This window comes from Alicycliphilus sp. T452, assembly GCF_054512775.1.
Genome location: NZ_JBTNEH010000005.1, coordinates 142240 through 169064, shown reverse-complemented (window position 1 = coordinate 169064; position 26825 = coordinate 142240). Strand labels below are relative to the sequence as shown.

The window sequence follows — 26825 nt, the reverse complement described above, 5'->3', positions numbered from 1 at the left end:
GCCCCGAATGGCGCAACTCCCCTCTTGCGCCTGTTCCGTCCCTACTTGATGCGCTTGAGCGACGGACGGCGGCCGCCCCCCGATGGCTGCGGCGGCGGATGCGGCGCATCCTTGTCCGCGCCCTCGCCTGCCGAGCCGTCGATGGACTGCAGTTGTACCGGGGCGCGCTCAGGGCCTCCAGGGGCGACGCTCACGACACCCGCGGGCCGGGGCGGTACAACGTCCGTCTTCTCGTCCCCCTCCTCTTCCAGGGGAAAGGCCATGCCCTGGCCGTTCTCGCGCGCGTAGATGGCGATGACCCTGTTCACCGGGATCAGGAGGTCGCAGGGCTTGCCGCCGAAGCGCGCCTTGAACTCGATGAAATCGTTGCCGAGCTGCAGCCCGCTGGTGGCCTCGTAGCTGACGTTGAGCACGATTTCGCCATTGTTGACGTACTCGCGCGGCACCTGTGCCGAGTCATTCACACGCACCACCAGATAGGGCGTGAAGCCGTTGTCCGTGCACCATTCGTACAGTGCACGAATCAGGTAAGGGCGCGTGGAGGGAAAGTCCTGAGCGTTCATCATGCGCGAAAGAGGATACCGCTTACTTGCGCATGACCTTTTCCGAGGGCGTCAGCGCCTCGATATAGGCCGGCCGGGAGAAGATACGCTCGGCGTACTTGAGCAGCGGTGCGGCGTTCTTGGAGAGTTCGATGCCATAGTAATCCAGGCGCCAGAGCAAGGGCGCGATGGCCACGTCGAGCATGGAGAAACCCTCTCCCAGCATGTACTTGTTCTTGAGGAACACCGGAGCGAGCTGGGTCAGGCGGTCGCGGATGTGGGCGCGGGCCTTCTCGAGCGCCTTCTCGTTGCCCTTGGTGGCGCGCGACTCCAGCGTGTTCACGTGGACGAACAGTTCCTTCTCGAAGTTGAGCAGGAACAGGCGCACGCGCGCGCGGTCCACCGGGTCGCCGGGCATCAGCTGCGGATGCGGGAAGCGTTCGTCGATGTATTCGTTGATGATGTTGGACTCATACAGGATCAGGTCGCGCTCCACGAGGATGGGGACCTGGCCATAGGGGTTCATCACGCTGATGTCTTCGGGCTTGTTGTACAGGTCCACATCGCGGATCTCGAAATCCATGCCCTTTTCGAACAGGACAAAACGGCAACGATGGGAGAAGGGGCAGGTCGTGCCCGAGTAAAGCACCATCATGGTGAGAAGCTCCTAAAAATCAAAAGAGTGGGTGCCATGGCACCCACTCTGTACAAGGCTGAGCGGAAGACGCGCTGCAAAGGCTCAAGTGCTTACTTGATGTCCTTCCAGTAGGCCGCATTCAGCCTCCAGGCGATGAAGGTGAAGCCGGCCAGGAACAGCAGCACCCACACGCCCACGCGAATACGCGTATTTTGCGCCGGCTCGCCCATCCACTGCAGGTAGTTCACGAGATCACCCACGGCCTGGTCGTATTGCAGATCGGTCATGGTGCCGGGCGAAACCTGCTCCCAGCCCTTGAACACATGCTCGGTCTGGCCATGGTTTTCGTGCTCCTCGAAGATCGCGCGGCGGTCGCCTTGCAGCTGCCACAGCACATGGGGCATGCCCACGCTCGGGAAGGCGAGGTTGTTCCAGCCCGTGGCCTTGGTGTCATCGCGGTAGAAGGTGCGCAGGAAGGTGTAGAGGTAGTCTGCACCGGTTCCGCCCGAGCCTGCACGCGAGCGCGCGATCACGGTGAGGTCGGGCGGGTTGGCGCCAAACCACGCAGAGGCCTGCTTGGGATCGATGGCCGCCTTCATGGTCTCACCGATCTTTTCGGTGGTGAACAGCAGGTTGTCCTTGATCTGCTGGTCGGTGAGGCCTATGTCCTTCAGGCGGTTGAAGCGCATGAAGGCCGCAGAGTGGCAGCTCAGGCAGTAATTGACGAACAGCTTGGCACCGTTTTGCAGCGATGCCGTGTCGGTGGTGTTCACGGGCGCCTTGTCCCAGGCCATCCCGCCTCCCGAGGCATGGGCACCCGCAACCAGACCCAGGGCTGCGACCAGCGTGAGAATGAATTTTTTCATTGTTGTCGTCTCCGGCTCAGTGGGGCTTGAAGGTCACGCGGTCAGGCACGGGCTTGGGTGTGCCAAGCCGCGTCCACCAGGGCATGAGCAAGAAGAATCCGAAATAGAACAGCGTTCCCACCTGCGACACGCGCTCGCCCACCGGCGAAGGCGCCTGCGTACCCAGGTAGGCCAGCACCACGAACCACACCACGAAAATGGCGTAGAGCCACTTGTGCCAGCCCGGACGGTAGCGGATCGAGCGCGCGGGGCTGCAGTCCAGCCAGGGCAGGAAGAACAGGATGATGACGGCGCCGCCCATCACCACCACGCCCCAGAACTTGGCGTCGATGGACAGCATGAGGGCGATGACCACGGCCGCGGCGACCGCGATGCCGCCCTTGATGATGCCGGGCAGCCTGGCCTTGAGGACCCCATAGCCGGCGCCCAGCACCACGCAGGCGATGAGTGCGTACATCATCTCGCTGGTAATGGCGCGCAGCATCGAATAGAACGGCGTGAAGTACCACACCGGGGCGATGTGGTTGGGCGTCTTCAGCGGGTCGGCGGGGATGAAGTTGTTGTACTCCAGGAAGTAGCCGCCGAACTCGGGCGCGAAGAAGATCACGGCCGAGAAGATGAACAGGAAGATGCCCACGCCGAAGATGTCGTGCACCGTGTAGTAGGGGTGGAAGGGCACGCCGTCCAGCGGATGGCCCTTGTCGTCCACCGGCTTGCCCGGGCCCTTGATCTCGATGCCGTCGGGGTTGTTCGAGCCCACGTCATGCAGCGCCAGCAGGTGCGCCACGACCAGGCCCAGCAGCACCAGCGGCACGGCGATCACGTGGAAGCTGAAGAAGCGGTTCAGCGTAGCGTCGCCCACCACGTAGTCGCCGCGGATCAGGAGCGCCAGGTCGGGGCCGACGAAGGGGATGGCGGAGAACAGGTTCACGATCACCTGCGCGCCCCAGTACGACATCTGGCCCCAGGGCAGCAGGTAGCCCATGAAGGCCTCGGCCATCAGCGCCAGGAAGATGGCGCAGCCGAAGATCCAGACCAGCTCGCGCGGCTTGCGGTACGAGCCGTACAGCAGGCCGCGGAACATGTGCAGGTAGACGACGATGAAGAAGGCCGAGGCACCCGTGGAGTGCATGTAGCGGATCAGCCAGCCCCAGGGCACGTCGCGCATGATGTACTCGACCGACTCGAACGCCTTGGCGGCGTCGGGCTTGTAGTTCATCACCAGGAAAATGCCGGTGACGATCTGGATCACCAGCACCAGCAGCGCCAGCGAGCCGAAGATGTACCAGAAGTTGAAGTTCTTCGGAGCGTAGTACTCCGACATGTGCACCTTGTAGGCGTCGAAGGCCGTCGGAAAACGGTTTTCCAGCCAGTTGGTGAGCTTGGCGCCCGCCGATGCATTGGGCGAGACTTCCTTGAATTCGCGGTAAGCAGCCATTTGTCAGTGCCCCCCTCAGGCTTTTTTATCTTCACCGATCAGGAGCTTGGTGTCCGACAGGTACATGTGCGGCGGCACCTCGAGATTGTCGGGCGCGGGCTTGTTCTTGAACACGCGGCCGGCCATGTCGAAGGTCGAGCCATGGCAGGGGCACAGGAAGCCGCCCTGCCAGTCGTTGGGCAGCGAGGGCTGCGGACCCGGCGTGAACTTGTCGGTGGGCGAGCAGCCCAGGTGGGTGCAGATGCCCACCACCACCAGGATCTCGGGCTTGATGGAGCGCCACTCGTTGCGCGCATAGGGCGGCGTGAACTCGTCCGGATGGCGCTTGGATTCGGGGTCGGCCAGCTGGCCGTCGAGCTTGGGCAGCTCGGCCAGCTGCTCCTTGGAGCGCCGGATGATCCACACGGGCTTGCCGCGCCACTCCACGGTGAGTTTTTCATCGGGCTTGAGGCCCGAGATATCCACCTCGACGGCGGCGCCTGCGGCCTTGGCCTTTTCGGAAGGCTGAAAGGCGCTCACAAAAGGAACGGCGGTTGCAACGCCGCCCACCGCGCCAGCGCAGCCGGAGGCAATCAGCCACGTCCGCTTGCTGGAGTCGACTGGAGTTTGACTCATGGGAATCCTTGGTATGCATCGCTATGGGGTCAACCACAAATTGTAGCGGAGTGAACATGGCTATTCCAAGGCCGCTCATGCGCTTAAGCTAGGAGCGTCTTTATCTACATCAAAGGAGTTTCAATATGAGCCTTGCAAAGGAATTCAGGGAATTTGCCGTCAAGGGCAACGTGATCGACCTGGCCGTGGGTGTGATCATCGGCGCCGCATTCGGCAAGATCGTCGATTCCGTCGTCGCCGATCTCATCATGCCGGTGGTCGGCCTGGTGTTCGGCAAGCTCGATTTTTCCAATCTCTTCGTCGTGCTGGGCAGCGTGCCCGAAGGCACGGCGCGCACCCTGGATGCCCTGAAGAAAGCCGGCGTGCCAGTCTTCGCCTATGGCAACTTCATCACCGTGGCGGTGAACTTCCTGATCCTCGCGTTCATCATCTTCATGATGATCAAGCAGTTCAACCGCCTCAAGCGCGAAGCGCCCGCCGAGCCGGCCCCCGAAGCCGCGACGCCCGAGGACATCGTGCTGCTGCGCGAGATCCGCGACAGCCTCAAGCGCTGATTACTGCCCCGAATCCGCACGTCCGTGGCACGGATGCCACGGACGTTTGCTTGCCTGACAGTTGTTCACCATGCCAGCCTGCGCGCCATGCGCACGGCCTCGATCAGGCTGGACGCGTCGGCCACCCCCTGCCCGGCGATGTCGAAGGCCGTGCCATGGTCCGGGCTGGTGCGCACCAGCGGCAGGCCCAGCGTGACATTCACGCCCTTGTCCACGCCCAGGTACTTCACGGGGATCAGCCCCTGGTCGTGGTACATCGCCACCACCACGTCGAACTCGCCCGCCCGCCCGGCCGTGGAGCGCGCGCGCATGAAGACGGTGTCCGGCGCGTAGGGGCCGCGCGCGTCGATGCCCTGGGCGCGCGCCTGCGCAATGGCCGGCGCGATGATCTCGCGCTCCTCGGTGCCGAACAGGCCGCCCTCGCCGGCATGGGGGTTGAGCCCCGCCACGGCGATACGCGGCGCGCGGCCCAGGCTGCGCGAGAGCGCGGCGTGCGTGATGCGCAGCGTCTGCAGCACGTTGTCCAGCGTCACGGCGGCAACGGCGTCGCGCAGGGACACATGGATGCTGACCAGCACCGTGCGCAGTTCGTCGCTGGCCAGCATCATGCGCACCGGCATCTGCGCGACGGGCACGCCGGCGTGGTGCGCGGCCTCGGCCTGCAGCAGCTCGGTGTGGCCGGGGTAGTGCACGCCCGCGGCGGCCAGCGCCTCCTTGTGCAGGGGCGCGGTCACCAGGCCCGCGATCTCGCCGCGCAGCGCCGCGCGCGCCGCCCAGACCACGCAGGCCGCGGCGGCGCGCCCGGCCTCGGCGCTCACCTGCCCCCACGGCGCAAGGCTGCCGGCCAGCCCGGGCAGCTGCCATACGGGCAGGCAGCGCGGCGGCACCTGCGCCCACGCGCCCGGGGAGTCCAGCAGCGCGACCGGCAGGCTGACCTGGCCCGGCCGTTCTATGCAGGCCGCGGCGCGGCGCAGCGTGGCCAGGTCGCCCACGACGAAGCAGCCGCGCAGGTCCTGCGGCGCATCGCGGAAGGCCTTGGCCACGATCTCGGGGCCTATGCCCGCGGGGTCGCCCTGGGTGATGGCCAGGGGAAGGGGTGCGTTCATGGGGGAATTCATGCAAAACAGGGCTCAAACGCCCGTCCTTCAAGCGCAAGTAGCTACGTTAAACATAGTACAACGCTCCATCAGGCGGGGTTGTCGATGTCGATGAACCGGTGTTCCAGCCCCAGCTGCCCGGCCACGTGGGCCGCGACGGCGGGCGCGCCGTAGCGTTCGGTGGCGTGGTGGCCGGCGGCGATGAAAGCCACGCCGGTCTCGCGCGCCAGATGGGTCTGGGGCTCGGAAATCTCGCCGGTGATGAAGGCGTCGGCCCCCGCGGCGATGGCGGATTCAAAGAAGCCCTGCGCGCCGCCCGTGCACCAGGCCACGCGCCGGATCGGGCGCTCGCCCTCGGGCGCCACCAGGGTCACGCCGCGCCCGAGCGCCGCCTGCACGTGCGCGGCCAGTTCGGCGGCGCCGGCAAAGGCCGCGGGGGCGGCGAAGCCCAGCTCCTGATCGCCAAAGCGCTGGTCCGCCCGCCAGCCGAGCACGCGGCCGAGCTGCGCGTTGTTGCCCAGCTCGGCATGTGCGTCCAGCGGCAGGTGGTAGGCGAACAGGTTGATGTCGTGCGCCAGCAGGCGCTGCAGGCGCTGTTTCATCCAGCCGGTGACGCGGCCATCCATGCCGCGCCAGAACAGGCCGTGGTGCACGAAGATCGCGTCGGCACGCGCCGCAATGGCAGCGTCGATCAGCGCGCGGCTGGCCGTGACGCCGCTGACGATGCGCGCAATCTCGCCTCTGCCCTCGACCTGCAGGCCGTTGGGGCCGTAGTCCTTGAAGCGCTCGGGCTGCAGCAGGGCGTCGAAACGGGCCAGAAGATCATGTCGCTGAATGCTCATGGCTCCGATTGTGCCAAGAGCGTGGTTACGATCTGCGCCCCGCAGACACGCGACAATGGGCACTTTCATTGCCGCGATCTTCCCACCACCATCCATCATGAAGCGCTATTGGTTGCTGTTTTCCCAGGCCGTGACGGTGCTCCTCGCCGCCTACTTCGTCGTCACCACGCTGCAGCCCGGCTGGCTGCAGCGCGGACCGGCCACGAACGGCGCGGGCATTTCGCTCATAGAGGCGCCCCCATCCACCGGCGCCCAGCCCGCGGCGGGCAGCTTCAGCGCGGCCGCGCGCAAGGCCGCGCCTGCCGTGGTGAGCATCAACACCAGCAAGGAGGTGCGCCACCCGCGCAGCAACGACCCGTGGTTCCAGTTCTTCTTCGGCGACCAGGGTCCGCAGGCGCAGACGGGCCTGGGCAGCGGCGTGATCATCAGCCCCGACGGCTACATCCTGACCAACAACCACGTGGTCGAGGGGGCCGACGAAATCGAGGTCACGCTCACCGACAGCCGGCGCGCGCGCGCCACCGTCATCGGCACGGACCCCGAGACGGACCTGGCCGTGCTCAAGGTGCAGCTGGACAAGCTGCCCGTCATCGTGCTGGGCGATTCCGACAGGCTCGCCGTGGGCGACCAGGTGCTGGCCATAGGCAACCCCTTCGGCGTGGGCCAGACGGTGACCAGCGGCATCGTCTCGGCGCTGGGGCGCACGCACCTGGGCATCAACACCTTCGAGAACTTCATCCAGACCGATGCGGCCATCAACCCGGGCAATTCCGGCGGCGCGCTGGTGGACGTGAACGGCAACCTCATGGGCGTCAATACCGCCATCTACTCGCGCTCCGGCGGCAGCATGGGCATAGGCTTTGCCATACCCGTGTCCACGGCCAGGCAGGTGCTCGAGGGCATCGTGCGCGACGGCCAGGTCACGCGCGGCTGGATCGGCGTGGAGCCCAACGAGCTGTCGCCCGAGCTGGCCCAGACCTTCGGCGTGAAGGCCACCGAGGGCGTGATCATCACCGGCGTGCTGCAGGGCGGCCCCGCCGCGCAGGCCGGCATACGCCCCGGCGACGTGATCCTGCAGGTGGCCGGCAAGCCCACCGACAACGTGTCGCAGCTGCTCACGGCCGTGGCCGCCCTGCAGCCGGGCCAGGCGGCGAGCTTCGAACTGCAGCGCGGCGATACGCAGATCAAGGTGTCGGTGGTGCCCGGAACGCGCCCGCGGGTGCAGCAGCGCCGCTAGGGATTCACTCTCAAAAAAATAGCTGCCAGCGCTTGGTACATGGGCGCTGGCAGCTGTTTTTTATCGAAAACCGTTCAGGAAGCGGATTCCTGCGTGTCCTCGGGCGCCTGGGTGTTGCGGATGAACAGCTGCGCCGCCCAGATGCCGATTTCATACAGCAGGCACATCGGGATGGCCAGCGCCAGCTGCGAGACCACATCCGGCGGCGTGACGATGGCGGCGACCACGAAGGCCGCCACGATGAAGTAGCCACGAAAGCTCTTGAGCTTGTCCACGCTCACCAGGCCCAGGCGCGCGAGCACCACCACGGCGATGGGCACCTCGAAGGCCAGGCCGAAGGCCAGGAACATGGTGAGCACGAAGCCCAGGTAGGCTTCGATGTCGGGCGCGGCCGTGATGCTCTTGGGCGCGAAGCCCTGGATGAAGCTGAACACCTGGCCGAACACGAAGAAATAGCAGAAGGCCACGCCGATGAAGAACAGCACCGTGCTGGAGATGACCAGCGGCAGCACCAGGCGCTTCTCGTGCGAATACAGGCCCGGCGCCACGAAGGCCCACACCTGCCACAGCACGAAGGGCAGCGCGATCAGGAAGGCCGTCATCAGCAGGATCTTCAACGGCACCATGAAGGGCGAGATCACCGAGGTGGCGATCATGGTCGCGCCCTGCGGCAGGTGGGCCACGAGCGGCGCGGCCAGCAGGTCGTAGAGCTGCCCCGGGCCGGGATAGAAGAACAGCACGGCCGCGACCACGCCGATCGCGATCATCGCCTTCACGAGGCGGTCGCGCAGCTCCATCAGGTGCTGCACGAAGGGCTGCTCGGTGCCGGCGAGCTCGTCTTCTTTGTTCTGCGTTTCGGACATGGTGGAAGTATCGCGGACATGGTGCCCGCTCCAGCTGCGCGCGCGGCGCAGCCAACGTCATGGGATCAATGGAATTTCTGGGGCCTGAACCGCGCCACGCGCGCCGCGCCCGACTGCGCCTTGGTGCGCACGCCGGCACGCGCCTTGTACCACTGCGGCACGGCGGCACGCTTGAGGCGCCAGTTCTTGCCCGGGTGCCTGTAGGCCGGAACCACCGTGGACAGCTCCGGCGACGAGCCGGTGGCGTCGGAAACGGTGCCGTAGCCGCCGTCCAGGCCCTGCTCCATGTCCTTCTGCAGGTCGCTGGCGCTGGTCTGGATGCTCTGCTCCACGTCGCGCGCGGCGCTTTCCACCGTGTCCTTCATCTTCTTGAGCTCGTCGAGCTCCATGGAACGGTTGACCTCCGCCTTCACGTCGGCCACATAGCGCTGCGCCTTGCCCAGCAAGGTGCCCACGGTGCGCGCCACGCGCGGCAGCTTTTCCGGGCCGACGACGATGAGTGCCACGGCGCCGATCAGCGCCATCTTGGACAGGCCGATGTCGATCATGAAGGATGCCCAGGCAAAGGGGTGTTCAGCTCTTTTGCTTGGCTTGCACGTCGATGGTGGTCTTGTCGGCGGCCTGGCCGTTGGTCACCTGACCGGCGGGTGCGCCGGCCGGCGGCTGGTCATCGCCGCTGGCGCCGTCCTTCATGCCGTCCTTGAAGCCCTTGACGGCACCGCCCAGGTCGGAGCCGATGTTCTTGAGCTTCTTGGTGCCGAACACCATGACGACGATGAGCAGCACGATGAGCCAGTGCCAAATGGAAAACGATCCCATGAAAATCTCCTAACGAATGCGGTCCATTCTAGACTCCGCCGAACCTGCCGGGCCCGGCATACCCCGCGTTAGATGCGGGGCGGCATGCCATGGTTCAACCCCTGAGCCAGGGACGCGGGCCGCCGATCACATGCATGTGCAGGTGGTGGACTTCCTGCCCGCCTTCCGTGCCGGTGTTGACCACGATGCGAAAGCCTCCGTCCGGATAAGGGTTGCAGCCCTGCTCCATGGCCAGCCTGGGGGCCAGCGCCATCATGTGGCCCAGCAGGCCCGCATGCTCGGGCGTGACGGCCGCCATGGAGTGCAGGTGCAGCCTGGGAACGATGAGAAAGTGCACGGGGGCCCAGGGGTGGATGTCGTGGAAGGCGAAGACATGTTCGTCCTCGTACACCTTCTTGGACGGAATCTGGCCGGCGATGATCTTGCAGAAGAGGCAATTGGGATCGTGCATGGAGAAAACGGGGGGAAACGGGGCTGAAGCGATCAGTCAATGATTGTCCGTCAAATGCAGGGTGTGCTGCACCCCCACGTCGCGGCGGTGGCGGTGCAGCCAGCGCTCCCCTTCGGTGCGGCCCAGCTGGAACAGCTGGCGCACGAAGCCCATGTCGGCGCGCGCCTTGCTGGCATCGCCAAACGGAGCCAGCACGCTGCCGCCGTCTATGCGGTGCATGCGCATGCTCTTGTAGTGCTGCGGGTCGAGCCGCCCTTCGGCGAGCAGGCGGCGCACGAAGTCGATGGCACGCAGTTCGCCCAGCAGGCTGGCGTTGAAGGTGACCTCGTTCATGCGCTCCATGATCTCCTGCGCGGTGTCGGGCAGGTCGCGGTGCTCTATGGGGTTGATCTGCACCAGCAGCACGTCGGCGCATTGCGTCTCGTAGATCAGAGGATACAGGGCGGGGTTGCCGGAAAAGCCCCCGTCCCAATAATGCTCGCCCCCGATCTGCACCGCCTTGAACAGCAGCGGCAGGCAGGCCGAGGCCATGACGGCGTCGGCCGACAGGCGCGCGCCCGAGAAGATTTCGCCCCTGCCCGTGCGCACGTTGGTGGCGCAGACGAAGACCTTGGGCACATGGGCATGGTGCGCATGGCACAGGGCGTCGAAGTCCACCACGCGCTCGAGCAGGCCGCGCAGCGGGTTGATGCCCAGCGGATTGGTCTGGTAGGGCGAGAGCCACTGGCTCATCATGCCCAGCAGCGGGTTGCCCTGCAGCGGCACGCCCCACAGCAGGCTGCCCATGGCGCCCACGCCCTCCCAGAGGCGCCTGAGCGACTCGCGCGCCAGCGCGCAGCCGGCCAGGTGCGCCTCGTGCGCGTCCTTGTGCTGCAGCGCCGCCTGGGCGAAGCCGTGGGCCAGGGCCACGGCGTTCATGGCGCCGGCGCTGGTGCCGCTGATGCCCTCCAGGGTAAAGCCGCCGTCTTCCAGCAGCGCATCGAGCACGCCCCAGGTGAACGCGCCGTGCGAGCCGCCGCCCTGCAGCGCCAGGTTCAGGTGCGGCGCGGGTGCTTGCTCAGCCATCGACGGCCTGTCCCTTGTTCATGGACACCATGCCGCGCACGATGCGGTACAGGAACCAGATGGAGATCAGGCCCCAGGCGATCCAGCCGGGGAAGAAGAACAGCAGCCAGAGCGGCGCCGTGACGACGTAAAGCACGCCGGCCCACAGCACGGTGCGTATGCGCCACGCGAAATGGCTGGCCTGCCAGGTGCCCTCGGCGTCGCTTTTCTTCACCAGGTCGATGACCAGCGCCACGATGAGCAGCGCCACGCCCGGCTGCGCGCCCGGCATCACGGCGCCCACGGCCACGATCAGGTGCAGGATGTAGCTGACCCAGCCGATGGCCTTGAGGCTTTCGGCACGCTCGTCGGGCTCCACGTCGATGATGTCGTTGCTCATGGCTCGCCTCCTTCCTCGCCGGCGCGGCCTGCGGCCTTGCGCAGCGCCTTTTCCTCGATGCCGCTCGTGCCCTCGCGGCGCTCCAGCTCTGCGATCACGTCGGCCGGCGCCAGGCCGTAATGGGCCAGCGCGACCATGGAATGGAACCACAGGTCGGCCACTTCGTAGACGAGCTTGGCCGCAGGGGCGCCATGGTCCACGTCCTTGGCCGCCATGACCACCTCGGTGGCCTCCTCGCCGATCTTCTTCAGGAAGGCGTCGGGCCCCTTGTGCAGCAGGCGCGCGACGTAGCTGGCCTGCGGGTCGCCGCCGTTGGCGGGCTTGCGGCTCTCGATCACGGCGGCCAGGCGCGCCAGGGAGTCGTTGCTTGGCATGGTCTTACCTGTAAATGGATTCGGGGTCTTTCAAGACCGGGTCGACGGGCTGCCACGCCCCGTCCTTGAGCACGCTGAAGAAACAGCTGTGGCGCCCCGTGTGGCAGGCGATGCCGGGCTCGTGGCCGAGCTGCGTCACTTTCAGCAGCACCACGTCGCTGTCGCAGTCGAGGCGGATCTCGTGCACGGTCTGCACGTGGCCCGACTCCTCGCCCTTGAACCAGAGCCTGGCGCGCGAGCGGCTGTAGTACACGGCGCGGCCCAGCTCGGCCGTTTTGGCCAGCGCCTCGCGGTCCATCCAGGCGAACATCAGCACGTCGCCCGTGGCGGCCTCCTGCGCGATGACGGGCACCAGGCCCTGCGCGTCCCATTTCACTTGATCGAGCCAGTTCATGGCGCCATTGTCGAATGTTTGCGGCAACGCAGCATCGCCTATTTATTTTGATAGCTGCCAGCGCTTTTCAGGCAAGCGCTGGAGCCCGATTTGACTCAAAAACCAGCTACAGCCGCACGGGAATGCCGCGTGCGCGCATGTGCTCCTTGGCCTGGCGCACGGTGAATTCGCCGTAGTGGAAGATACTGGCGGCCAGCACCGCGTCGGCGCCGCCCTGCTGCACGCCGTCGGCCAGGTGGTCCAGGTTGCCCACGCCGCCCGAGGCGATCACGGGCACGCCCACGGCGTCGCTCACGGCGCGCGTGAGCTGCAGGTCGAAGCCGCTCTTGGTGCCGTCGCGGTCCATGCTGGTGAGCAGGATCTCGCCCGCGCCGCGGCGCGCCATCTCCTCGGCCCAGCGCACGGCGTCCAGCCCCGTGTTCTTGCGCCCGCCGTGGCTGTACACGTCCCAGCCCTCGCCGCGCTCGGCCACCTCCTGGCCCTGGCGGCGCTTGGCGTCGATGGCCACCACGATGCACTGCGCGCCGTACTTGCCGGACGCCTGGTCGATCACGTCGGGGTTGGCGATGGCCGCGGAGTTGAAGCTGGTCTTGTCCGCGCCCGCGTTGAGCAGGCGGCGCACGTCGGCCACCGTGCGCACGCCGCCGCCCACGGTCAGCGGGATGAAGACCTGGCTGGCCACGGCCTCGATGATGGGCAGGATCAGGTCGCGCCCGTCGCTGGTGGCGGTGATGTCGAGGAAGGTGAGTTCGTCGGCGCCCTGCTCGTTGTAGCGCGCGGCGATCTCCACCGGGTCGCCCGCATCGCGCAGTTCGACGAAGTTGACGCCCTTGACGACGCGGCCACCGGTCACGTCCAGGCAGGGAATGATGCGTTTGGCAAGCATGGGAATCGTTCTACGGCTGGGGCGCGCAAGATACCACGGCTCACGGCTGCAGCGTGCGCGCCACGCCGTCCTGCCAGCGCCAGGCGTCCTGGCACATGGCCTGCACGTCGCGCGTGGCGCGCCAGCCCAGCAGCCGTTCGGCCAGGCCCGGGTCGGCCCAGCAGGCCGCCACGTCGCCCGGGCGGCGCTCGGCGAGCCTGTAGGGCACGGGGCGGCCGCTGGCCTGCTCGAAGCCGCGCACCATCTCCAGCACCGACACGGGCCGGCCCGTGCCCAGGTTCACCGTCAGCAGGCCCGGGTGCCCGCGCAGGTAGCGCAGCGCCGCCACGTGGCCATCGGCCAGGTCGCAGACATGGATGTAGTCGCGCAGCCCCGTGCCATCGGGCGTGGGATAGTCGCTGCCCCAGACGTTCAGGAACTCGCGCTGGCCGCAGGCCACCTGCGCCACGTAGGGCATGAGGTTGTTGGGCACGCCCTGCGGGTCCTCGCCGATCAGGCCGCTCTCGTGCGCGCCCACCGGATTGAAGTAGCGCAGCCGCGCGATGCGCCACTGGCCGGGCTCGCTCGCGTCCACGTCGGCCAGCACCTGCTCCATCATCAGCTTGCTCCAGCCGTAGGGGTTGGTGGCCGAGAGCGGGAAGTCCTCGCGTATCGGCAGGGAAGCCGGGTCGCCATACACCGTGGCGGACGACGAGAACACCAGCTGGCGCACGCCCGCCTGCCGCATGGCCTGCAGCAGCGTGACCGTGCCCGCGACGTTGTTGTCGTAGTACGCCAGGGGCTCGCGCACCGATTCACCCACGGCCTTGAGCGCGGCGAAGTGGATCACCGCCGTGAATTCGTGGCGTGCAAACAACTGCTGCAGCAGCGCCGCGTCGCGCACGTCGCCCCGCACGCATTCGGGCTCGCGCCCCGTGATGCGGCCGATGCGCTCCAGCACCGAGGGGCGGCTGTTGCCGAAGTTGTCCAGTACCAGGAACGGCTCGTTCGCCTGAGCCAGCGCCACACACATATGCGAGCCGATATAGCCCGCGCCTCCGGTCACCAAGATCACAGAGATCCCTCCTATATGCGTACAAGTCTGGTCGGGATTGTGGCAAACGCAGTGTTAACAAATGTGACAATCCGATGGATTGGGAAATCAATCGATACGATTCTGCGCCCCATACAATCCAAAGCTTAGGTGCGCAAGCCCTCCAAAATCCTATTGGCAGCCCCTTCCGGTCCCATGGCCTTCCGCTTCCTTTTGCAGCTATTGCAGTTGTGCACGCGCCTGGCATGGGGGCTGGCCTTGCTGCCGCTGGCCTGGAGCGCCCAGGCCGCCACGCCCGCGGTGGCGCTGTACTACGGCCATGAAATCCCCCTGGGCGAGTTCCGCGCCTTCGACCTGGTGGTGGTGGACCCCGACCACGCAGCGCACCAGGCCGGCGCGCTGGAGCCCGCCACCAAGGTGTACGCCTATGTCTCGGTGACCGAGGTGCAGCCCTCGCGCGGCTACCACGCGGACATCCCGGCGGACTGGAAGCTGGCGCGCAACCAGGACTGGCAGTCGGAGGTCATCGACCAGAGCGTGGCGGCATGGCCCGATTTCTTCGCCAGCCGCGTCGTCGCCCCCCTGTGGGAGCGGGGCTTTCGGGGGTTCTTCCTCGACACGCTGGACTCCTACCGCCTGGCGGGCACGTTCGACGAGCAGGCCCAGCAGCAGGGGCTTGTGCGGGTGATCGAGACGCTGCACCAGCGCTTCCCCGGCATCCGGCTCATCCTCAACCGGGGTTTTGACATCCTGCCGCGGGTGCGGGGCATGGTCGAGATGGTGGCCGCCGAATCGCTCTACCAGCGCTGGAATGCCAAGACCCGGCGCTACGAGGAAGTGCCCGAACAGGACCGGCAATGGCTCATGGACCAGTTGCGCACCGTCCGGCAACGCGACGGCCTGCCCGTGCTGGTGATCGACTACGTCTCGCCGCACGACCGGGCGCTCACGCGCGCCACCGCCCGGAGGATCCTGCAGGACGGCTTCATCCCCTGGGTCACCGACGCGCAGCTGGCGACCATCGGCATGGGCAGCATCGAGCCGGTGCCGCGGCGCGTGCTGGTGCTCTACAACGGCGGCGAATCGCCCGCGCTCAACTACGCCAACGCCCACCGCTTCCTGCAGATGCCGCTCAACCACATGGGCTACGTGACGGACTACGTGGACGTGCGCGACAGCCTGCCCGGCCTGGTGGCGCGCGACCGCTATGCCGGCGTGGTGAGCTGGTTCTCCGGCTACGTGCCTGCGGCGAAACGCGCCGGCCTGAGCCAATGGCTGCAGGCGCGCATCCACGAAGGCATGCCGCTGGCGGTGGTGGGCGACTGGGGCATGGCGCCCGACCGCGCCCTCACGCGCAGCCTGGGGCTGGCGCTTGACCGGGCCGAGCCCCAGGGCGCATTGCGCCAGGTGCAGCTCGCCCCCATGATGGGGCTGGAGAACCCGCTCCCCCTGCCCTCCCGGCAAACCGAGCTGGTGCAGCTGGCGCCCGACATGGCGCGCCAGGCCCGGCCCCTGGTGGAACTGCGCGACGGCCGCGGCCGCACCTTCGTGGGCGGCGCCATCACCCCCTGGGGCGGCTTCATCCTCGACCCCAACGTGCTGTTCGAGATCCCCGGAACGGAGGACGCGCGCTGGCTGGTCGATCCCTTCGCCTTCCTGCAGCAGGCCCTGCGCCTGCCCGCCATTCCGGTGCCCGACACGACCACGGAGAACGGCCGCCGCCTGTTGCTGGCCCATGTGGACGGCGACGGCTTCCCCTCGCTGGCGGAGTTCCCCGGCAGCCCGCTGGCCGCGCAGGTGCTGCTCAAGGAGATATTCGAGAAGTACCGCATCCCCCAGACCATGTCCGTCATCGAGGCCGAGGTGGCCCCCGACGGCCTGTACCCCGGCCTGAGCCCGCGCATGGAGGAAGTGGCGCGCACGATGTTCCGCCTGCCCCACATCGAGGTCGGCAGCCATACCTATAGCCACCCCTTCCTGTGGGACGCGAGCGTGCAGCACGGCATCTTCACGGAAAACCCGGAGGCGGCGCAGTCCCTGGTGGTTCCCGGCTACACCATGGACCTGGAGCGCGAGATCGTGGGCTCGAGCCGCTACATCAACGAACGCCTGGCGCCCAGCGGCAAGCCCGTCAAGGTCCTGCAATGGACGGGCGACACGGCGCCCAGCGCCCGTGCGCTGGAGATCACCCGCCGCGCCGGGCTGCTGAACATCAACGGCGGCGACACCTCCATCAGCCGCGCCAACCCCTCGCTCACGGCCGTGGGGGCGCTGGGCATCCGCAAGGGCGGGTTCCTGCAGGTCTACGCCCCCATCACCAACGAGAACATCTACACCAACCTGTGGACGGGGCCGTACTACGGTTTCGAGCGCGCCATAGAGACCTTCGAGATGACGGGCAGCCCCCGGCGCATCAAGCCCGTGGGCATCTACTACCACACCTACTCGGCCAGCAAGCCCGCCGCGCTCAAGGCGCTGAAGAAGGTCTACGACTGGGCCCTCGCGCAGCCCCTGCACCCCGTGCACGCCTCCGAGTTCGCCACCAAGGTGCAGGACTTCTACGACTACGCCATGGCCCGCGACGGCGATGGCTGGCGCCTGCGCAGCAGCAACGGCGCCCTGCGCACCGTGCGGCTGCCCCCGGCGCTGGGGCTGCCCCAGCCAGGCGCCAGCCAGGCCGTGGCGGGCTGGCGCCGGGACGGCGAAGGCCTGTACGTGCACCTGAGCGGACCGGCCGCCTTCCTGCAGACGGACGGCCGCGAGGCCGCCACCCCCTACCTGCACGACGCCAACGCCCGCCTGGTCGACTGGCAGGCCGAGGGCGATGGCCGGCGCGTGCAATTCACGCTTCAGGGCCATGTGCCGCTGGAGTTCGCCCTGGCCAACACCCAGGCCTGCCAGGTGCGCGCCGGCCAGCGCACCCTCACCGCCCTGCGCCCTGCCGCACAGGACCGCACCGCAGTGCAACAGTTCAAGCTGCCCGATGCCGCCGCCCAGATCCAGATCCTCTGCCCAGAGCGTTGAGCGGCCCATCCTCGCGCCCAACTGGCTCGTCGCGCTGCTCGCCGCCATGGCGTGCGGCGCGCTGTGGCTGCTGTACCCGCGCCAGGACCTGGAGCAGCGCCTGGCGACGAGCGGCGAGACCGAGCTGTCCACCGCCTACCTGAACAACCTGCTGCGCAGCGACCCCGACAACCCGCGCCTGCGCCTGCTGCTCGCGCAGCGCCAGATCGCCCATGGCGACACCGCCAGCGCGCGCACGACGCTGCAGCCCGCCCTGGACTCCGCCGACCCCGCATTGCGCAAGGAAGCGCTGTGGGCGCAATGGGACCTGCTCCACTCCGAGTACCGGCATGTCCCGGACCGCGAGCCCGACAGGCGGCTCGCGTTGCTCCATGGGCTGCGGCAGCACATACGCCAGCTGGCGCAGGAAAGCTGGCCCCCGGAGCGGCAAGAGCGGCTGGCGGCCCTGGCAAGCCAGTTCGGCGAGCAGGAGGTCGCCCAGGCACTCAACCGCCGGGAAGCCCCGCAGGACCCGCGCGAGGCCGCCCTGTATTACGAGCGCGCCGCCAGGGAGGCGCTGGCGCGCGGCGACTACGAGGGCTGCGCGCGGCTCTACCTGTCCGCGCGCGGCAGCACCCCCGACCCGGACCAGGCCAGGGCGTACTACGGCGCGGCTATTGCCGCGCTGCGCTCGGGCAACCGGACAGCGGACGCGCTGGATCTGGCCGAGCGCGAGCTGGGCCCCCTGGCCGACGACCCGCAAACCCTGTTCATGCTCACGCAGCTGGCACGCGCCGCGGGCCGCCCCGACGTGGCCGAGCACTACGTGCGCCGCCTGCTGCGCATGGCGCTCGAGCAACAGGCCACCCGATGGGCCAGCGCCGCGCCGGCAGGGCCGGTGTTCGACGATGGCGCCGGCCTGCTCGTGCACCCGGCCCTGCGCCTCGCGCTGCAGGTGGCGGACAGGACGCCCGCCCCGCCTTCGCCCGCCCTGCCCTTCGACGACAAGACCTACACCCTGGGCTACGAGGTGTTCCTGGAAAACCGCAAGCTCGAGGACGCCTGGGCCATCGCCAACGCCGCGGTGCGCCAGAGCCCCGCCGACATGCGCTGGCGCGAGCGCCTGGCACAGGTGTCGGAGTGGACGCAGCGCCCCGGCATCGCGCTGGAGAACTGGCTCGTCCTGGCGCGCCAGACGAACCAGGACGCCGCCTGGCAGGCCGTGCTGCGGCTGGCGCCGGGCCAGTTCGACGATGCCGCGCTGGTGCAGGCGCTGCGCCACCAGCTGCGCAGCCGCCCCGGCGACCCGCGCCTGATACGCGCCCTGGTCGACGCGCAGGAACGCCTGGGCGAACCCCAGCCCGCCATCGACTACCTGCGCCAGCATGCGCAGGGCCCCGAGGCCCTGGAACTGCTGGCGCAGCTGGCCGAACGCGCGGGCCAGCCCGATCTGGCCCTGCAGACCTGGCGGCAACTGCTGACCGACCCGGCGCAGATCACCCCCGAGCGCGCCATGCATGCCGCCGTGCTGGCCCTGCAGCACCGCCAGCCCGAACTGGGCCTGCAATGGCTGCAGGCCGTGCAGGACCGCCCCCCTGCGTCCGCCGAAGCGGCCGCCGAGCTGTGGCGCTTCACGGGCGACCTGGCCAGGAGCCGGGCGCGCGACCAGCTCGCCATTGCCGCCTACCGCAAGCTGGTGGACTCGCGCCATGCCGATGTCGCGGACTACGACGCACTCATCAACCTGCTGCAGCAGGACCAGCCCCTGGAGGCCGCCAGGGTGGCGCTGCTGGCCTGGCAGCAGCACGATGAGCCACGCCACCTGATCGAGGCCCTGACCCTGTATTCCAGCCGCAACCAGTGGAGCGAATTCGCGCGCGCCCTGGAACTGCTCGACCCCGCCCCCGATGCCGAGCGCCGCTCCCTGGCCCGGCTGCGCCGCTCGGGGCCATTTCTGCGCCTGGTGGGCGGCTACCACCACAACGCCGGACGGTTCGCACAGGCGCGGCAGTACTACGAGGAGGGGCTGGCCATCGACCCGGCGTCCTCCGACATGCGCCAGGCGCTGCTGTGGCTGCTCATCGACAGCAACGACGCGGCCTCCATCCGCCGGCTGCTGGCCGCGCACGAACAGGCCTGGAGCGCGGACGAGGAGCTGCACGAAGCGCTGGCGGCCGCCTACCAGGCCTTGTCGCTGCCCCAGGTGGCGCTGAACCGCTATCTCGGCCCCCACGTGGCCGAACGCGAAGGCGACTTCCTCTGGCTCATGAACTACGCCGATGCCCTGGAGCAGAACCAGGAGGCGGACCGCGCCTGGCGCCTGCGCCGCCACCTGCTGTCGCAGCAATGGCAGGCCTCGCGCCAGGGGCAGGACGGCCGGCGCCTCACACCCGCGCAGGCGCGCCAGCGCTGGCTCACCGAGGAAGGGCTGGATGCCACGCAGCGCGTGGCCCGCGCGCGCCTGATCCTGCTGCAAGGGCCCGGCGACCCGGCCCGGGAGGTATTGCGCGAGCTGCTGCGCCTGGACCGCGATGCCCAGGGCGGCTACTCCAACGCCGCGGCCGAAACCGCCATGGGCTGGCTGCAGGACGCCGGCGAATACACGGCCGAACGCGGCTTCCTGTGGCACCAGTACGCGCGCAGCCGCAGCCTGCGCACCAACCGCCCGCTGTGGGCCGAGATCACCGTGGCCCTGGCCGAGGACGACAAGGCCGCCGCGGGCCAGCTGCTGCAGGAATTCGACGAGCGCCTGCCGCGCTACGACCGCGTCAATGCCGCCGCCGCCGCGGGCGACATCCGCCTGGCGCAGAGCGCCGCCTTCGAGACGCAGGAGAGCCAGCCCGACGACGACCCGCTGCACCTGCAGCTCGCGGACAACCTGCTGGCCTTCAGCGACCACGCCGGCATGCTCTGGCGGCGCAGCGACCTGGGCGCCATCGACGAAGACCAGGCCGAGGCCCGGCTGCACCTGGCCATCAGCCCGCGCCTGTCGCTGGAGCTGGACGCGAACCGCATCCGCCGCCGCATCACGGCGCCCGACCAGCTGCGCGGCGCACCCGACGAGGACATCGCGGGCGCGCTGCTGCGCTGGGGCCATGCCGACGGCGAGACCCGGCTGCGCGCGGCCAGCCGCCGGGGGTACGCGGACACCACGCCCCTGTCCATCGAGCACGAGCAGCGCCTGGACAACCGCCTGTCCCTGCGCGGCGAACTGGGCTGGCACCTGCCCAGCGAGGAAAGCCTGGCGCTGCGCCTGGGCGGCATGAAGACGCGCGTGGCCGCCCACCTGCGCTACCAGGCCACGCGCCAGGACAGCCTGCTGCTGTCGCAGTGGAGCGAGCAATACCGCCTGCAGACGGGCGCCGAAGTGGGCCGCGGGCGCCACACCGCGATCGAATATTCGCACGCCTACCGCCAGGACGCGCCCACGTGGGAATGGGGCGCCTTCTGGTCCACCCACCGCTTCGAGCGCCGCCACCCCTTCTTCCTGGGCCAGCAGGGCCAGGACTTCCTGCAGCGCTTCGCGCCCGCGGGCCTCACGAGCCTGGGCCTGGACTACTTCCTGCCCGAGAGCTTCCAGTTCTACGGCGTGCGGCTGTCCACCAACATGCGCTTCGAGCAGGACTACACACGCGCGCTGCGGCCCTTCGCGAGCGTGAGCCTCACACGCCACAGCCAGCTGGGCGCGGGCTACGACCTGCGCCTGGGGCTGGCCGGCAACGTGCTGGGCCCGGACCATTTGCGCCTGAGCTTCGGCCTGGGCAAGTCAGGCGTGCAGTCCCTGGGGCTCACGCGCGTGCTGGAACTGTCGTACCGGCTTTATTTTTAAGAGGAGAACCCTTCATGCTCCACCGTCGCCCCTCTCTTGCACGCCAGCTGGGACTGCTGCTGGCCACGGGCGCGATCGCCCTGCTCGGCGCCTGCTCCACCCTGGACCAGGGCCATCCGCCACGGCTGGACCGCCAGGCGAGCTGGGTGGTGCTGCCCTTCGCCAACCACACCGAGACCCCGCTGGCGGGCCAGCGCGCCGAGGCCATTGCACAGGCGCTGCTGAGCGCGCAGGGCGTGGGCCAGGTGCGCCGCACTCCCGCCGCCACGCAGCAGGAGGCGCTGTTCGGCGCCGGCGACGCACAGCGCTCGGATGACGCGCTGGCCTGGGCGCGCGAGCAGAAGGTCCGCTATGCCCTCGCGGGCAGCGTGGAGGAATGGCGCTACAAGGTGGGCGTGGACGGCGAGCCCGCCGCAGGCGTCACCCTGCAGATCCTGGACGTGGCCACGGGCGACACCCTGTGGAGCGGCTCGGGCGGCCAGAGCGGCTGGAGCCGCGAGGCGCTGTCGGCGGTGGCGCAGAAGCTGATCCGCAAGCTGTTGCAATCCGGCCTGGCCGGCAGCCGCTGAACACCACATGCCAACGCCCCCCGACAGCCCCGGCGCACGCCGCCAGACGGCCGGCGAGAACGCCCGTCCACGGGCGCTCCCAGGCACGGGCCTGCCCAGGCACCTGCTGGGCAGGCTGGCCACCACGGCCACCCATCCCCTCATGGCGGTGGGCGAAACCCTGCTGCTGCCCCTGCTGGCCGCCGCCCTGGGCCTGGCCTGGGCGCCGCAGGACCCGCTGCAGACCCAGGCCGCGTTCCCATGGCCCTGGCTGGCGCCCGTGGTGCTGGCACTGCGCTACGGCCCCATGGCGGGCCTGGGCGGCGCCAGCGTGCTGCTGGCCTGCTGGCTGGGGCTCAACATAGGGCGCTGGGGCGACTTCCCCCAGCTGTACTTCCTGGGGGGCCTGATCCTGGTGATGCTGGTGGGCGAGTTCTCCAGCCTCTGGCAGGCGCGCACGCGCCGCGCCGAGACCCTGCAGCTGTACCTGGACCAGCGCCTGGAGCACCTGGTGCGCCAGCATTACCTGCTGCGCCTGTCGCACGACCGCCTGGAGCAGGAGCTCATCGCCCGCCCCATGTCCATGCGCGACGCGCTCGCGGCGCTGCGCCACGCCGGGAGCGAGGACGGCGGCGACGCCCTCGCCCCGCAGGCGCTGCTGCGGCTGCTGTCCCAGTACTGCCAGCTGGAGTGCGCGGCCATGCACGCCGTGTCCGACGGGCACATCGCTACCCAACCCAGCGCCAGCATAGGCGCCTATGACGGCCTGCACGCCGACGACCCGCTGGTGCGCCAGGCCCTGCAGACGGGCCAGCTGTGCCACGTGAGCCAGGCCGTGACGGCGCAGCAGGACACGCGCTACCTGGTCGCGGCGCCGCTGCTCGACCTGGCGGGCGAGATGTACGGCCTGCTGGTGGTGCGGGACATGCCCTTTTTCGCCCTGCAGGAGGAAAGCCTGCAGACCATGCAGCTGCTGCTGGGCTACTACACCGACGGCCTGTCCATGGGCCAGCTGGCCCGGCCCATCGTGCAGCGGTTCCCCGACTGCCCGCCGCTCTTCGCCTTCGAGCTCCAGCGCCTGGCCCATATCCACAGAAGCACCCAGGTGCCCAGCATCGTCGTGGCCCTGGAATTCCAGCAGCGCGCGCTGGAGCAGGACCTGCCCCCGCAGATCGAACGCCTCAAGCGGGAGCTCGACGAGGCCTGGCGGATCGAGGCGCCCGGACGCCAGGTGCTGGCCGTGCTCATGCCGCTGGGCAACGCCACCACGGCCGAGGGCTACATCCACCGCCTGGAAGGCTGGATGCAGCACAGGAGCCAGCAATCGCTGGCCCAGGCCGGCATCTTCCCGCACGTGGTGCAGCCCGACAGCGCGCAGCCCGTGCGCACCGTCGAGCGCCTGCACGCCATCGCCCATGCTTAACCTCAAGCTAGGCCTGTCGGCACTGGGGCTGGAGATCAGCGCCTGGAGCGGCGCATGGCTGCTGGCCGAGCGCTCGGACGCGGCCCTGGTCAGCTATCTGCTGCTGCACGCCGCAGCCAGCGTGCTGCTGTCGCTGTCGCTGCTGCCACTGCTGCCGCCGCGCCTGTCCAAGCCGCGCTGGGCGACCCTGCTGCTCATGACGGCCTGCAGCTACGCCGTGCCCGTGGCGGGGTTCCTGGGCGTGATGGCGGCCTTCGTCATCCTGCGCCTGTACCGCCGCAGGTCGCTCCCGGAAGACTTCGATGCGGTGCAGCTGCCCGAATTCGACCAGCACCAGCGCCGGCAGAGCCAGTTCCGCCACGCCGGCCTGCACTCGTTCCTGACCAACGCCCAGGTGCCGGTACAGGCGCGCATGCGCGCCATGGCCGCGCTGCAATACGCCTCGGGGCGCACGGCCTCGCCGCTCCTGCGCAGCGTGCTCGGCGATGCGAGCGAAGACCTGCGCCTGCTGGCCTACGGCATGCTCGACAACCTGGAGAAACGCATCAACCGCGCCATCGACAGCGAACTCGACGCCCTGCAGGCGGCGCTCCCGGACAGCAGCCAGCAGCTGCAAAGCGCGCATCGCCTGTCCGACCTGTACTGGGAGCTGGTGTACCAGGCGCTGGTGCAGGGCGACCTGCGCGCGCACGCCATCGAAGAGTCCCTGCGCTACTGCCAGCAGGTGCTGCAGCGGCAGGAAGGCAACGCCGCCATGCACCTGCGCCGCGGGCGCCTGCTGCATGCGCTGGGCCGCCCCCGGGAAGCGGAGCATGCCTACGACCAGGCCCGCGCCCTGGGCCTGCCCGCGACCCGGGTGCTGCCCTACCTGGCGCAGCTGGCCTTCGAGCGGCGCGACCACGCGCAGGCGCAGGCGCTGATGCGCGAGCTCAGGCAATGGGGGGCGCTGCCGCGCCTGCGCCCCGTGATCGACTACTGGAACCAGCCATGAACCTCCCCAAGGCACAGTCGGCCGACATCGCCCTGATGCTGGAGGGCACGTTCCCCTACGTGAGCGGCGGGGTATCGAGCTGGATCAACCAGATCATCCGCGCCTACCCCGAGTACCGCTTCGCCATCGTCTTCCTGGGCAGCCGGCGCGAGGACTACGGCGGCTTCAAGTACCCGCTGCCCGACAACGTGGTGCATTCCGAGGAGCATTTCCTGCACGAGCAGGCCCACTGGCACCCGCAGCCGGCCGCGCGCAGGGGCGACGCGCAGGGCCAGGCGCTGGTGCAGCGCCTGCTGGACGCCTTCGGCCAGGGCCCGGCGGATCCCCGGGCCATGGAGGCATTCCGCGAAGTGGCGCAGCAGATGCTGCCCGGCGGGTCCGTGCAGCTCGGGGATTTCCTCTACGGCAAGCGCTCCTGGGACATCATCTGCGGCATCTACCGCGCGCATTGCGCCGACCCCTCGTTCGTCGATTTCTTCTGGACCGTGCGCCTCATGCTGCAGCCGCTGTGGCTGCTGGCGCGCGTGGCGCGGCAGCTGATTCCCGTGCGCGCGGTGCACTGCGCCTCCACCGGCTACGCGGGCTTCGTGGGCGCGCTGCTGGCGCAGACGCGCGGGGTGCCGCTCATCCTGTCGGAGCACGGCATCTACACCAAGGAACGCAAGATCGACCTGTTCAAGAGCGAGTGGATACGCGACAACCGCAACATCTTCCAGCGCGACCCGACCGAGCTGTCGTACTTCCGCCAGATGTGGATCCACTTCTTCGAGTGGCTGGGGCGCTATTGCTACGCGCATGCCGACCCCATCCTGGCCCTGTACGAAGCCAACCGGCTGCGCCAGGTGCAGGACGGCGCCGCGCCCGAGCGCACCGCCAACATCCCCAACGGCATAAAGCTCGAACGCTTCGCCCCGCTGCGCGCGCAGCGGCCGCCCGAGCCGCCGCCGGTGCTGTGCCTGATAGGGCGCGTGGTGCCCATCAAGGACATCAAGACCTTCATCCGCGCCATGCGCCGCGTGGTCAACCAGCGCCCCGACGCCCAGGGCTGGATCGCCGGCCCCGCCGAGGAAGACCCGGCCTATGCCGAGGAATGCAGCAACCTGGTGCGCAGCCTGGGCCTGCAGGAGCATGTGCGCTTCCTCGGCATGCAGCGCGTGGAGGACCTGATGCCGCGCATCGGCCTGGTGGTGCTGTCCTCCATCAGCGAGGCACTGCCCCTGGTGCTGCTCGAAGGCTATGCGGCCGGCGTGCCCGCCGTCTCCACCGACGTGGGCTCGTGCCGCCAGCTCGTCGAAGGGCTCGACGAGGAAGACCGCGCGCTCGGGCCTTCGGGCGCGGTGGTGCCGATCGCCGAGCCGCAGCAGCTGGCCGACGCCGCCCTGCAGCTGCTGGGCGACACCGCCGCCTGGCAGGCCGCCAGCCGCGCGGCCATCGCCCGCGTGGAGCGCTACTACACCGACACCCTGATGTTCGACCGCTACCGCCAGGTCTACGAACGCGCCCTGGCACGCACCCCGGGAGCAGCCTGATGGCCGGCATTGGATTCGAACTGCGCCACATGCTGCGCAAGAACACCCTGCTGAGCCTGGTGCAGGCCTACGCCTACGCGGGCGTGATCGGCTCGGGGCCCTGGGTGCTGTCCATCGTCGGCATCCTGCTCGTCGGCATCTTCAGCGCCAGCGTGGTCGTGCCGGCCACTCTGGTGACGCAGTTCCAGACCTCGGTCACCTACCTGGTGGCCAGCAGCCTGATCTACACCAGCCTGGTGCAGCTCGCGTTCACCCGCTTCATCTCCGACCGCCTGTTCGAGAAGCACAAGCACCTGGTCATGCCCAACCTGCACGGCCTGATGGTGATCGTGCTGCTGGGGGCGGGGGCTCTGGCCACGCTGGCGCTGTTCATCGTGCTGCCGGGCCTGGGCCTGGCCTACCGGATGCTCATGCTGGCGGGCTTCATGCTGATGAGCGGCGTGTGGGTGCTCACGGTGCTGCTGTCGGGCATGAAGCGCTACAAGGCCATCGTCGGCCTGTTCGGCCTGGCCTACGGGCTGATCGTGGCCAGCGCCCTGCTGCTGCGCCCCTGGGGCCTGGAGGGGCTGCTGGGCGCCTTCGTGCTCGGCCACTTCGTGCTGCTGGCGGGCATGTGGCTGCTGGTGGTCAAGGAGTTCCATCCCGCGCGGCGGCTGATCTCCTTCGACTTCCTGCAGCCCGACAAGCTCTACCCGTCGCTGGTGGCGGTGGGCCTCCTCTACAACCTGGGCATCTGGGCGGACAAGTTCATGTTCTGGTTCTTCCCGCCCACCTCGCAGCCCATCATCGGCCACCTGCGCGCCTCGCTCATCTACGACCTGCCGGTGTTCCTGTCCTACCTGTCCATCATCCCCGGCATGGCGGTGTTCCTGGTGCGCATAGAGACCGACTTCGTCGAGTACTACGACAAGTTCTACGACGCGGTGCGCGGCGGCGGCTCGCTCGAATACATAGAGGCCATGCGCGACGAGATGGTCTACGCCATCCAGCAGGGCCTGGGCGAGATCGCCAAGATCCAGACCCTGGCCGTGCTCGTGACCTTCGTGGCCGGCCCCTGGCTGCTCGACACTCTGGGCATCTCGCGCCTGTACCTGCCGCTGCTGCACGTGCAGGTGGTCGGCGCCGGCCTGCAGGTGGGCCTGATGGCCGTGCTCAACGTGTTCTTCTACCTGGACCAGCGGCGCACCGTGCTGCTGCTGTGCGCCATGTTCGTGCTGCTCAACGTGGCGCTCACGGGCCTGACCCTGGCGTTCGGCGCCGCCCTGTATGGCTACGGCTTCGCCCTGGCCACCCTGCTGACCCTGGCCGCGGGCCTGCTGCTGCTGTCGCGGCGCCTGCATCGGCTGGAGTACCAGACTTTCATGCTGCAATAGAGCGATTCGGGAACCGGCGCCGTGGGCACAATCGCAG

26 protein-coding genes are annotated in these 26825 nt (G+C 68.7%); 9 read left to right on the top strand and 17 right to left on the bottom strand.

What is annotated here, in order from left to right:
* Positions 1–41: 41 nt before the first annotated feature.
* The 5 genes from ACX12L_RS06445 to petA all read right to left on the bottom strand — a co-directional run bounded on the left by ACX12L_RS06445 (position 42) and on the right by petA (position 4098).
* A complete protein-coding gene (locus ACX12L_RS06445) occupies positions 42–563 on the bottom strand; it encodes a ClpXP protease specificity-enhancing factor (RefSeq protein WP_459261938.1) in 522 nt (173 codons plus the stop codon).
* 22 nt (positions 564–585) lie between these two features.
* Positions 586–1197: a glutathione S-transferase N-terminal domain-containing protein gene (locus ACX12L_RS06440; RefSeq protein ID WP_013517797.1), complete on the bottom strand. Its 612-nt coding sequence runs from the start codon at positions 1195–1197 to the stop codon at positions 586–588.
* Between the two features lie 92 nt (positions 1198–1289).
* Complete coding sequence (locus tag ACX12L_RS06435) at positions 1290–2045, bottom strand: cytochrome c1 (protein ID WP_459261852.1); 756 nt, start codon at positions 2043–2045, stop codon at positions 1290–1292.
* A 16-nt stretch (positions 2046–2061) separates the two neighbouring features.
* Complete coding sequence (locus tag ACX12L_RS06430) at positions 2062–3483, bottom strand: cytochrome b (protein ID WP_459261851.1); 1422 nt, start codon at positions 3481–3483, stop codon at positions 2062–2064.
* A 15-nt stretch (positions 3484–3498) separates the two neighbouring features.
* A complete protein-coding gene (gene petA / locus ACX12L_RS06425) occupies positions 3499–4098 on the bottom strand; it encodes a ubiquinol-cytochrome c reductase iron-sulfur subunit (RefSeq protein WP_459261850.1) in 600 nt (199 codons plus the stop codon).
* Between the two features lie 125 nt (positions 4099–4223).
* Between petA and mscL the strand changes: the two genes are divergently transcribed.
* Positions 4224–4652: a large conductance mechanosensitive channel protein MscL gene (gene mscL / locus ACX12L_RS06420; protein ID WP_459261849.1), complete on the top strand. Its 429-nt coding sequence runs from the start codon at positions 4224–4226 to the stop codon at positions 4650–4652.
* A 65-nt stretch (positions 4653–4717) separates the two neighbouring features.
* On the opposite strand, the gene pdxA is transcribed toward mscL, so the two are convergent.
* On the bottom strand, positions 4718–5758 hold the full coding sequence (gene pdxA, locus ACX12L_RS06415) for a 4-hydroxythreonine-4-phosphate dehydrogenase PdxA (RefSeq protein WP_459261848.1): 1041 nt from the start codon (positions 5756–5758) through the stop codon (positions 4718–4720).
* A gap of 80 nt (positions 5759–5838) precedes the next feature.
* On the bottom strand, positions 5839–6591 hold the full coding sequence (locus ACX12L_RS06410) for a Nif3-like dinuclear metal center hexameric protein (protein WP_459261847.1): 753 nt from the start codon (positions 6589–6591) through the stop codon (positions 5839–5841).
* Between the two features lie 97 nt (positions 6592–6688).
* On the opposite strand from ACX12L_RS06410, the gene ACX12L_RS06405 reads away from it, so the two are divergent.
* Entirely contained in the window at positions 6689–7828 is a 1140-nt protein-coding gene (locus tag ACX12L_RS06405) for a S1C family serine protease (RefSeq protein ID WP_459261846.1), read from the top strand.
* 74 nt (positions 7829–7902) lie between these two features.
* On the opposite strand, the gene tatC is transcribed toward ACX12L_RS06405, so the two are convergent.
* From tatC to galE, 10 genes are all read right to left on the bottom strand, one after another.
* A complete protein-coding gene (gene tatC, locus ACX12L_RS06400; RefSeq protein ID WP_459261845.1) occupies positions 7903–8691 on the bottom strand; it encodes a twin-arginine translocase subunit TatC in 789 nt (262 codons plus the stop codon).
* A gap of 65 nt (positions 8692–8756) precedes the next feature.
* The gene (tatB, locus tag ACX12L_RS06395; RefSeq protein ID WP_459261844.1) at positions 8757–9239 is read right to left on the bottom strand and encodes a Sec-independent protein translocase protein TatB; all 483 of its coding nucleotides are present in this window, start codon (positions 9237–9239) and stop codon (positions 8757–8759) included.
* Positions 9240–9264: 25 nt separating this feature from the next.
* The gene (gene tatA, locus ACX12L_RS06390) at positions 9265–9510 is read right to left on the bottom strand and encodes a Sec-independent protein translocase subunit TatA (protein ID WP_459261843.1); all 246 of its coding nucleotides are present in this window, start codon (positions 9508–9510) and stop codon (positions 9265–9267) included.
* Between the two features lie 94 nt (positions 9511–9604).
* Positions 9605–9961 (bottom strand): histidine triad nucleotide-binding protein, encoded by a 357-nt coding sequence (locus ACX12L_RS06385; RefSeq protein ID WP_459261842.1) that lies wholly within the window; start codon positions 9959–9961, stop codon positions 9605–9607.
* Between the two features lie 36 nt (positions 9962–9997).
* On the bottom strand, positions 9998–11026 hold the full coding sequence (locus ACX12L_RS06380; RefSeq protein ID WP_459261841.1) for a patatin-like phospholipase family protein: 1029 nt from the start codon (positions 11024–11026) through the stop codon (positions 9998–10000).
* Entirely contained in the window at positions 11019–11405 is a 387-nt protein-coding gene (locus ACX12L_RS06375) for a DUF4870 family protein (protein WP_459261840.1), read from the bottom strand. Before ACX12L_RS06375 ends, ACX12L_RS06380 begins: the two co-directional genes overlap by 8 nt.
* Positions 11402–11779, bottom strand: coding sequence for a phosphoribosyl-ATP diphosphatase (locus tag ACX12L_RS06370; protein WP_459261839.1), 378 nt, complete (start codon positions 11777–11779; stop codon positions 11402–11404). Before ACX12L_RS06370 ends, ACX12L_RS06375 begins: the two co-directional genes overlap by 4 nt.
* Positions 11780–11783: 4 nt before the next feature.
* The gene (gene hisI / locus ACX12L_RS06365; RefSeq protein ID WP_459261838.1) at positions 11784–12173 is read right to left on the bottom strand and encodes a phosphoribosyl-AMP cyclohydrolase; all 390 of its coding nucleotides are present in this window, start codon (positions 12171–12173) and stop codon (positions 11784–11786) included.
* Positions 12174–12279: 106 nt separating this feature from the next.
* Positions 12280–13059 (bottom strand): imidazole glycerol phosphate synthase subunit HisF, encoded by a 780-nt coding sequence (gene hisF, locus ACX12L_RS06360; RefSeq protein WP_013517781.1) that lies wholly within the window; start codon positions 13057–13059, stop codon positions 12280–12282.
* Positions 13060–13099: 40 nt separating this feature from the next.
* Positions 13100–14113 (bottom strand): UDP-glucose 4-epimerase GalE, encoded by a 1014-nt coding sequence (gene galE / locus ACX12L_RS06355; protein ID WP_459261837.1) that lies wholly within the window; start codon positions 14111–14113, stop codon positions 13100–13102.
* 174 nt (positions 14114–14287) lie between these two features.
* On the opposite strand from galE, the gene ACX12L_RS06350 reads away from it, so the two are divergent.
* Genes ACX12L_RS06350 through pelG form a run of 7 tightly spaced genes read left to right on the top strand, consistent with a single transcriptional unit; the run spans position 14288 to position 26788 of the window.
* Complete coding sequence (locus tag ACX12L_RS06350; RefSeq protein WP_459261836.1) at positions 14288–17116, top strand: bifunctional glycoside hydrolase 114/ polysaccharide deacetylase family protein; 2829 nt, start codon at positions 14288–14290, stop codon at positions 17114–17116.
* Complete coding sequence (locus ACX12L_RS06345; RefSeq protein ID WP_459261835.1) at positions 17076–20924, top strand: tetratricopeptide repeat protein; 3849 nt, start codon at positions 17076–17078, stop codon at positions 20922–20924. Before ACX12L_RS06350 ends, ACX12L_RS06345 begins: the two co-directional genes overlap by 41 nt.
* 14 nt (positions 20925–20938) lie before the next feature.
* Complete coding sequence (locus ACX12L_RS06340; RefSeq protein ID WP_459261834.1) at positions 20939–21493, top strand: penicillin-binding protein activator LpoB; 555 nt, start codon at positions 20939–20941, stop codon at positions 21491–21493.
* A 7-nt stretch (positions 21494–21500) separates the two neighbouring features.
* On the top strand, positions 21501–22895 hold the full coding sequence (locus ACX12L_RS06335; RefSeq protein WP_459261833.1) for a PelD GGDEF domain-containing protein: 1395 nt from the start codon (positions 21501–21503) through the stop codon (positions 22893–22895).
* Positions 22888–23886 carry a hypothetical protein gene (locus tag ACX12L_RS06330; RefSeq protein WP_459261832.1) on the top strand — a complete coding sequence of 333 codons (999 nt, stop codon included), beginning with the start codon at positions 22888–22890 and terminating at the stop codon, positions 23884–23886. The genes ACX12L_RS06335 and ACX12L_RS06330 overlap by 8 nt, the downstream gene beginning before the upstream one ends.
* Positions 23883–25415: a GT4 family glycosyltransferase PelF gene (pelF, locus tag ACX12L_RS06325; RefSeq protein WP_459261831.1), complete on the top strand. Its 1533-nt coding sequence runs from the start codon at positions 23883–23885 to the stop codon at positions 25413–25415. The genes ACX12L_RS06330 and pelF overlap by 4 nt, the downstream gene beginning before the upstream one ends.
* On the top strand, positions 25415–26788 hold the full coding sequence (gene pelG, locus ACX12L_RS06320) for an exopolysaccharide Pel transporter PelG (protein WP_459261830.1): 1374 nt from the start codon (positions 25415–25417) through the stop codon (positions 26786–26788). Before pelF ends, pelG begins: the two co-directional genes overlap by 1 nt.
* Positions 26789–26825 lie beyond the last annotated feature (37 nt).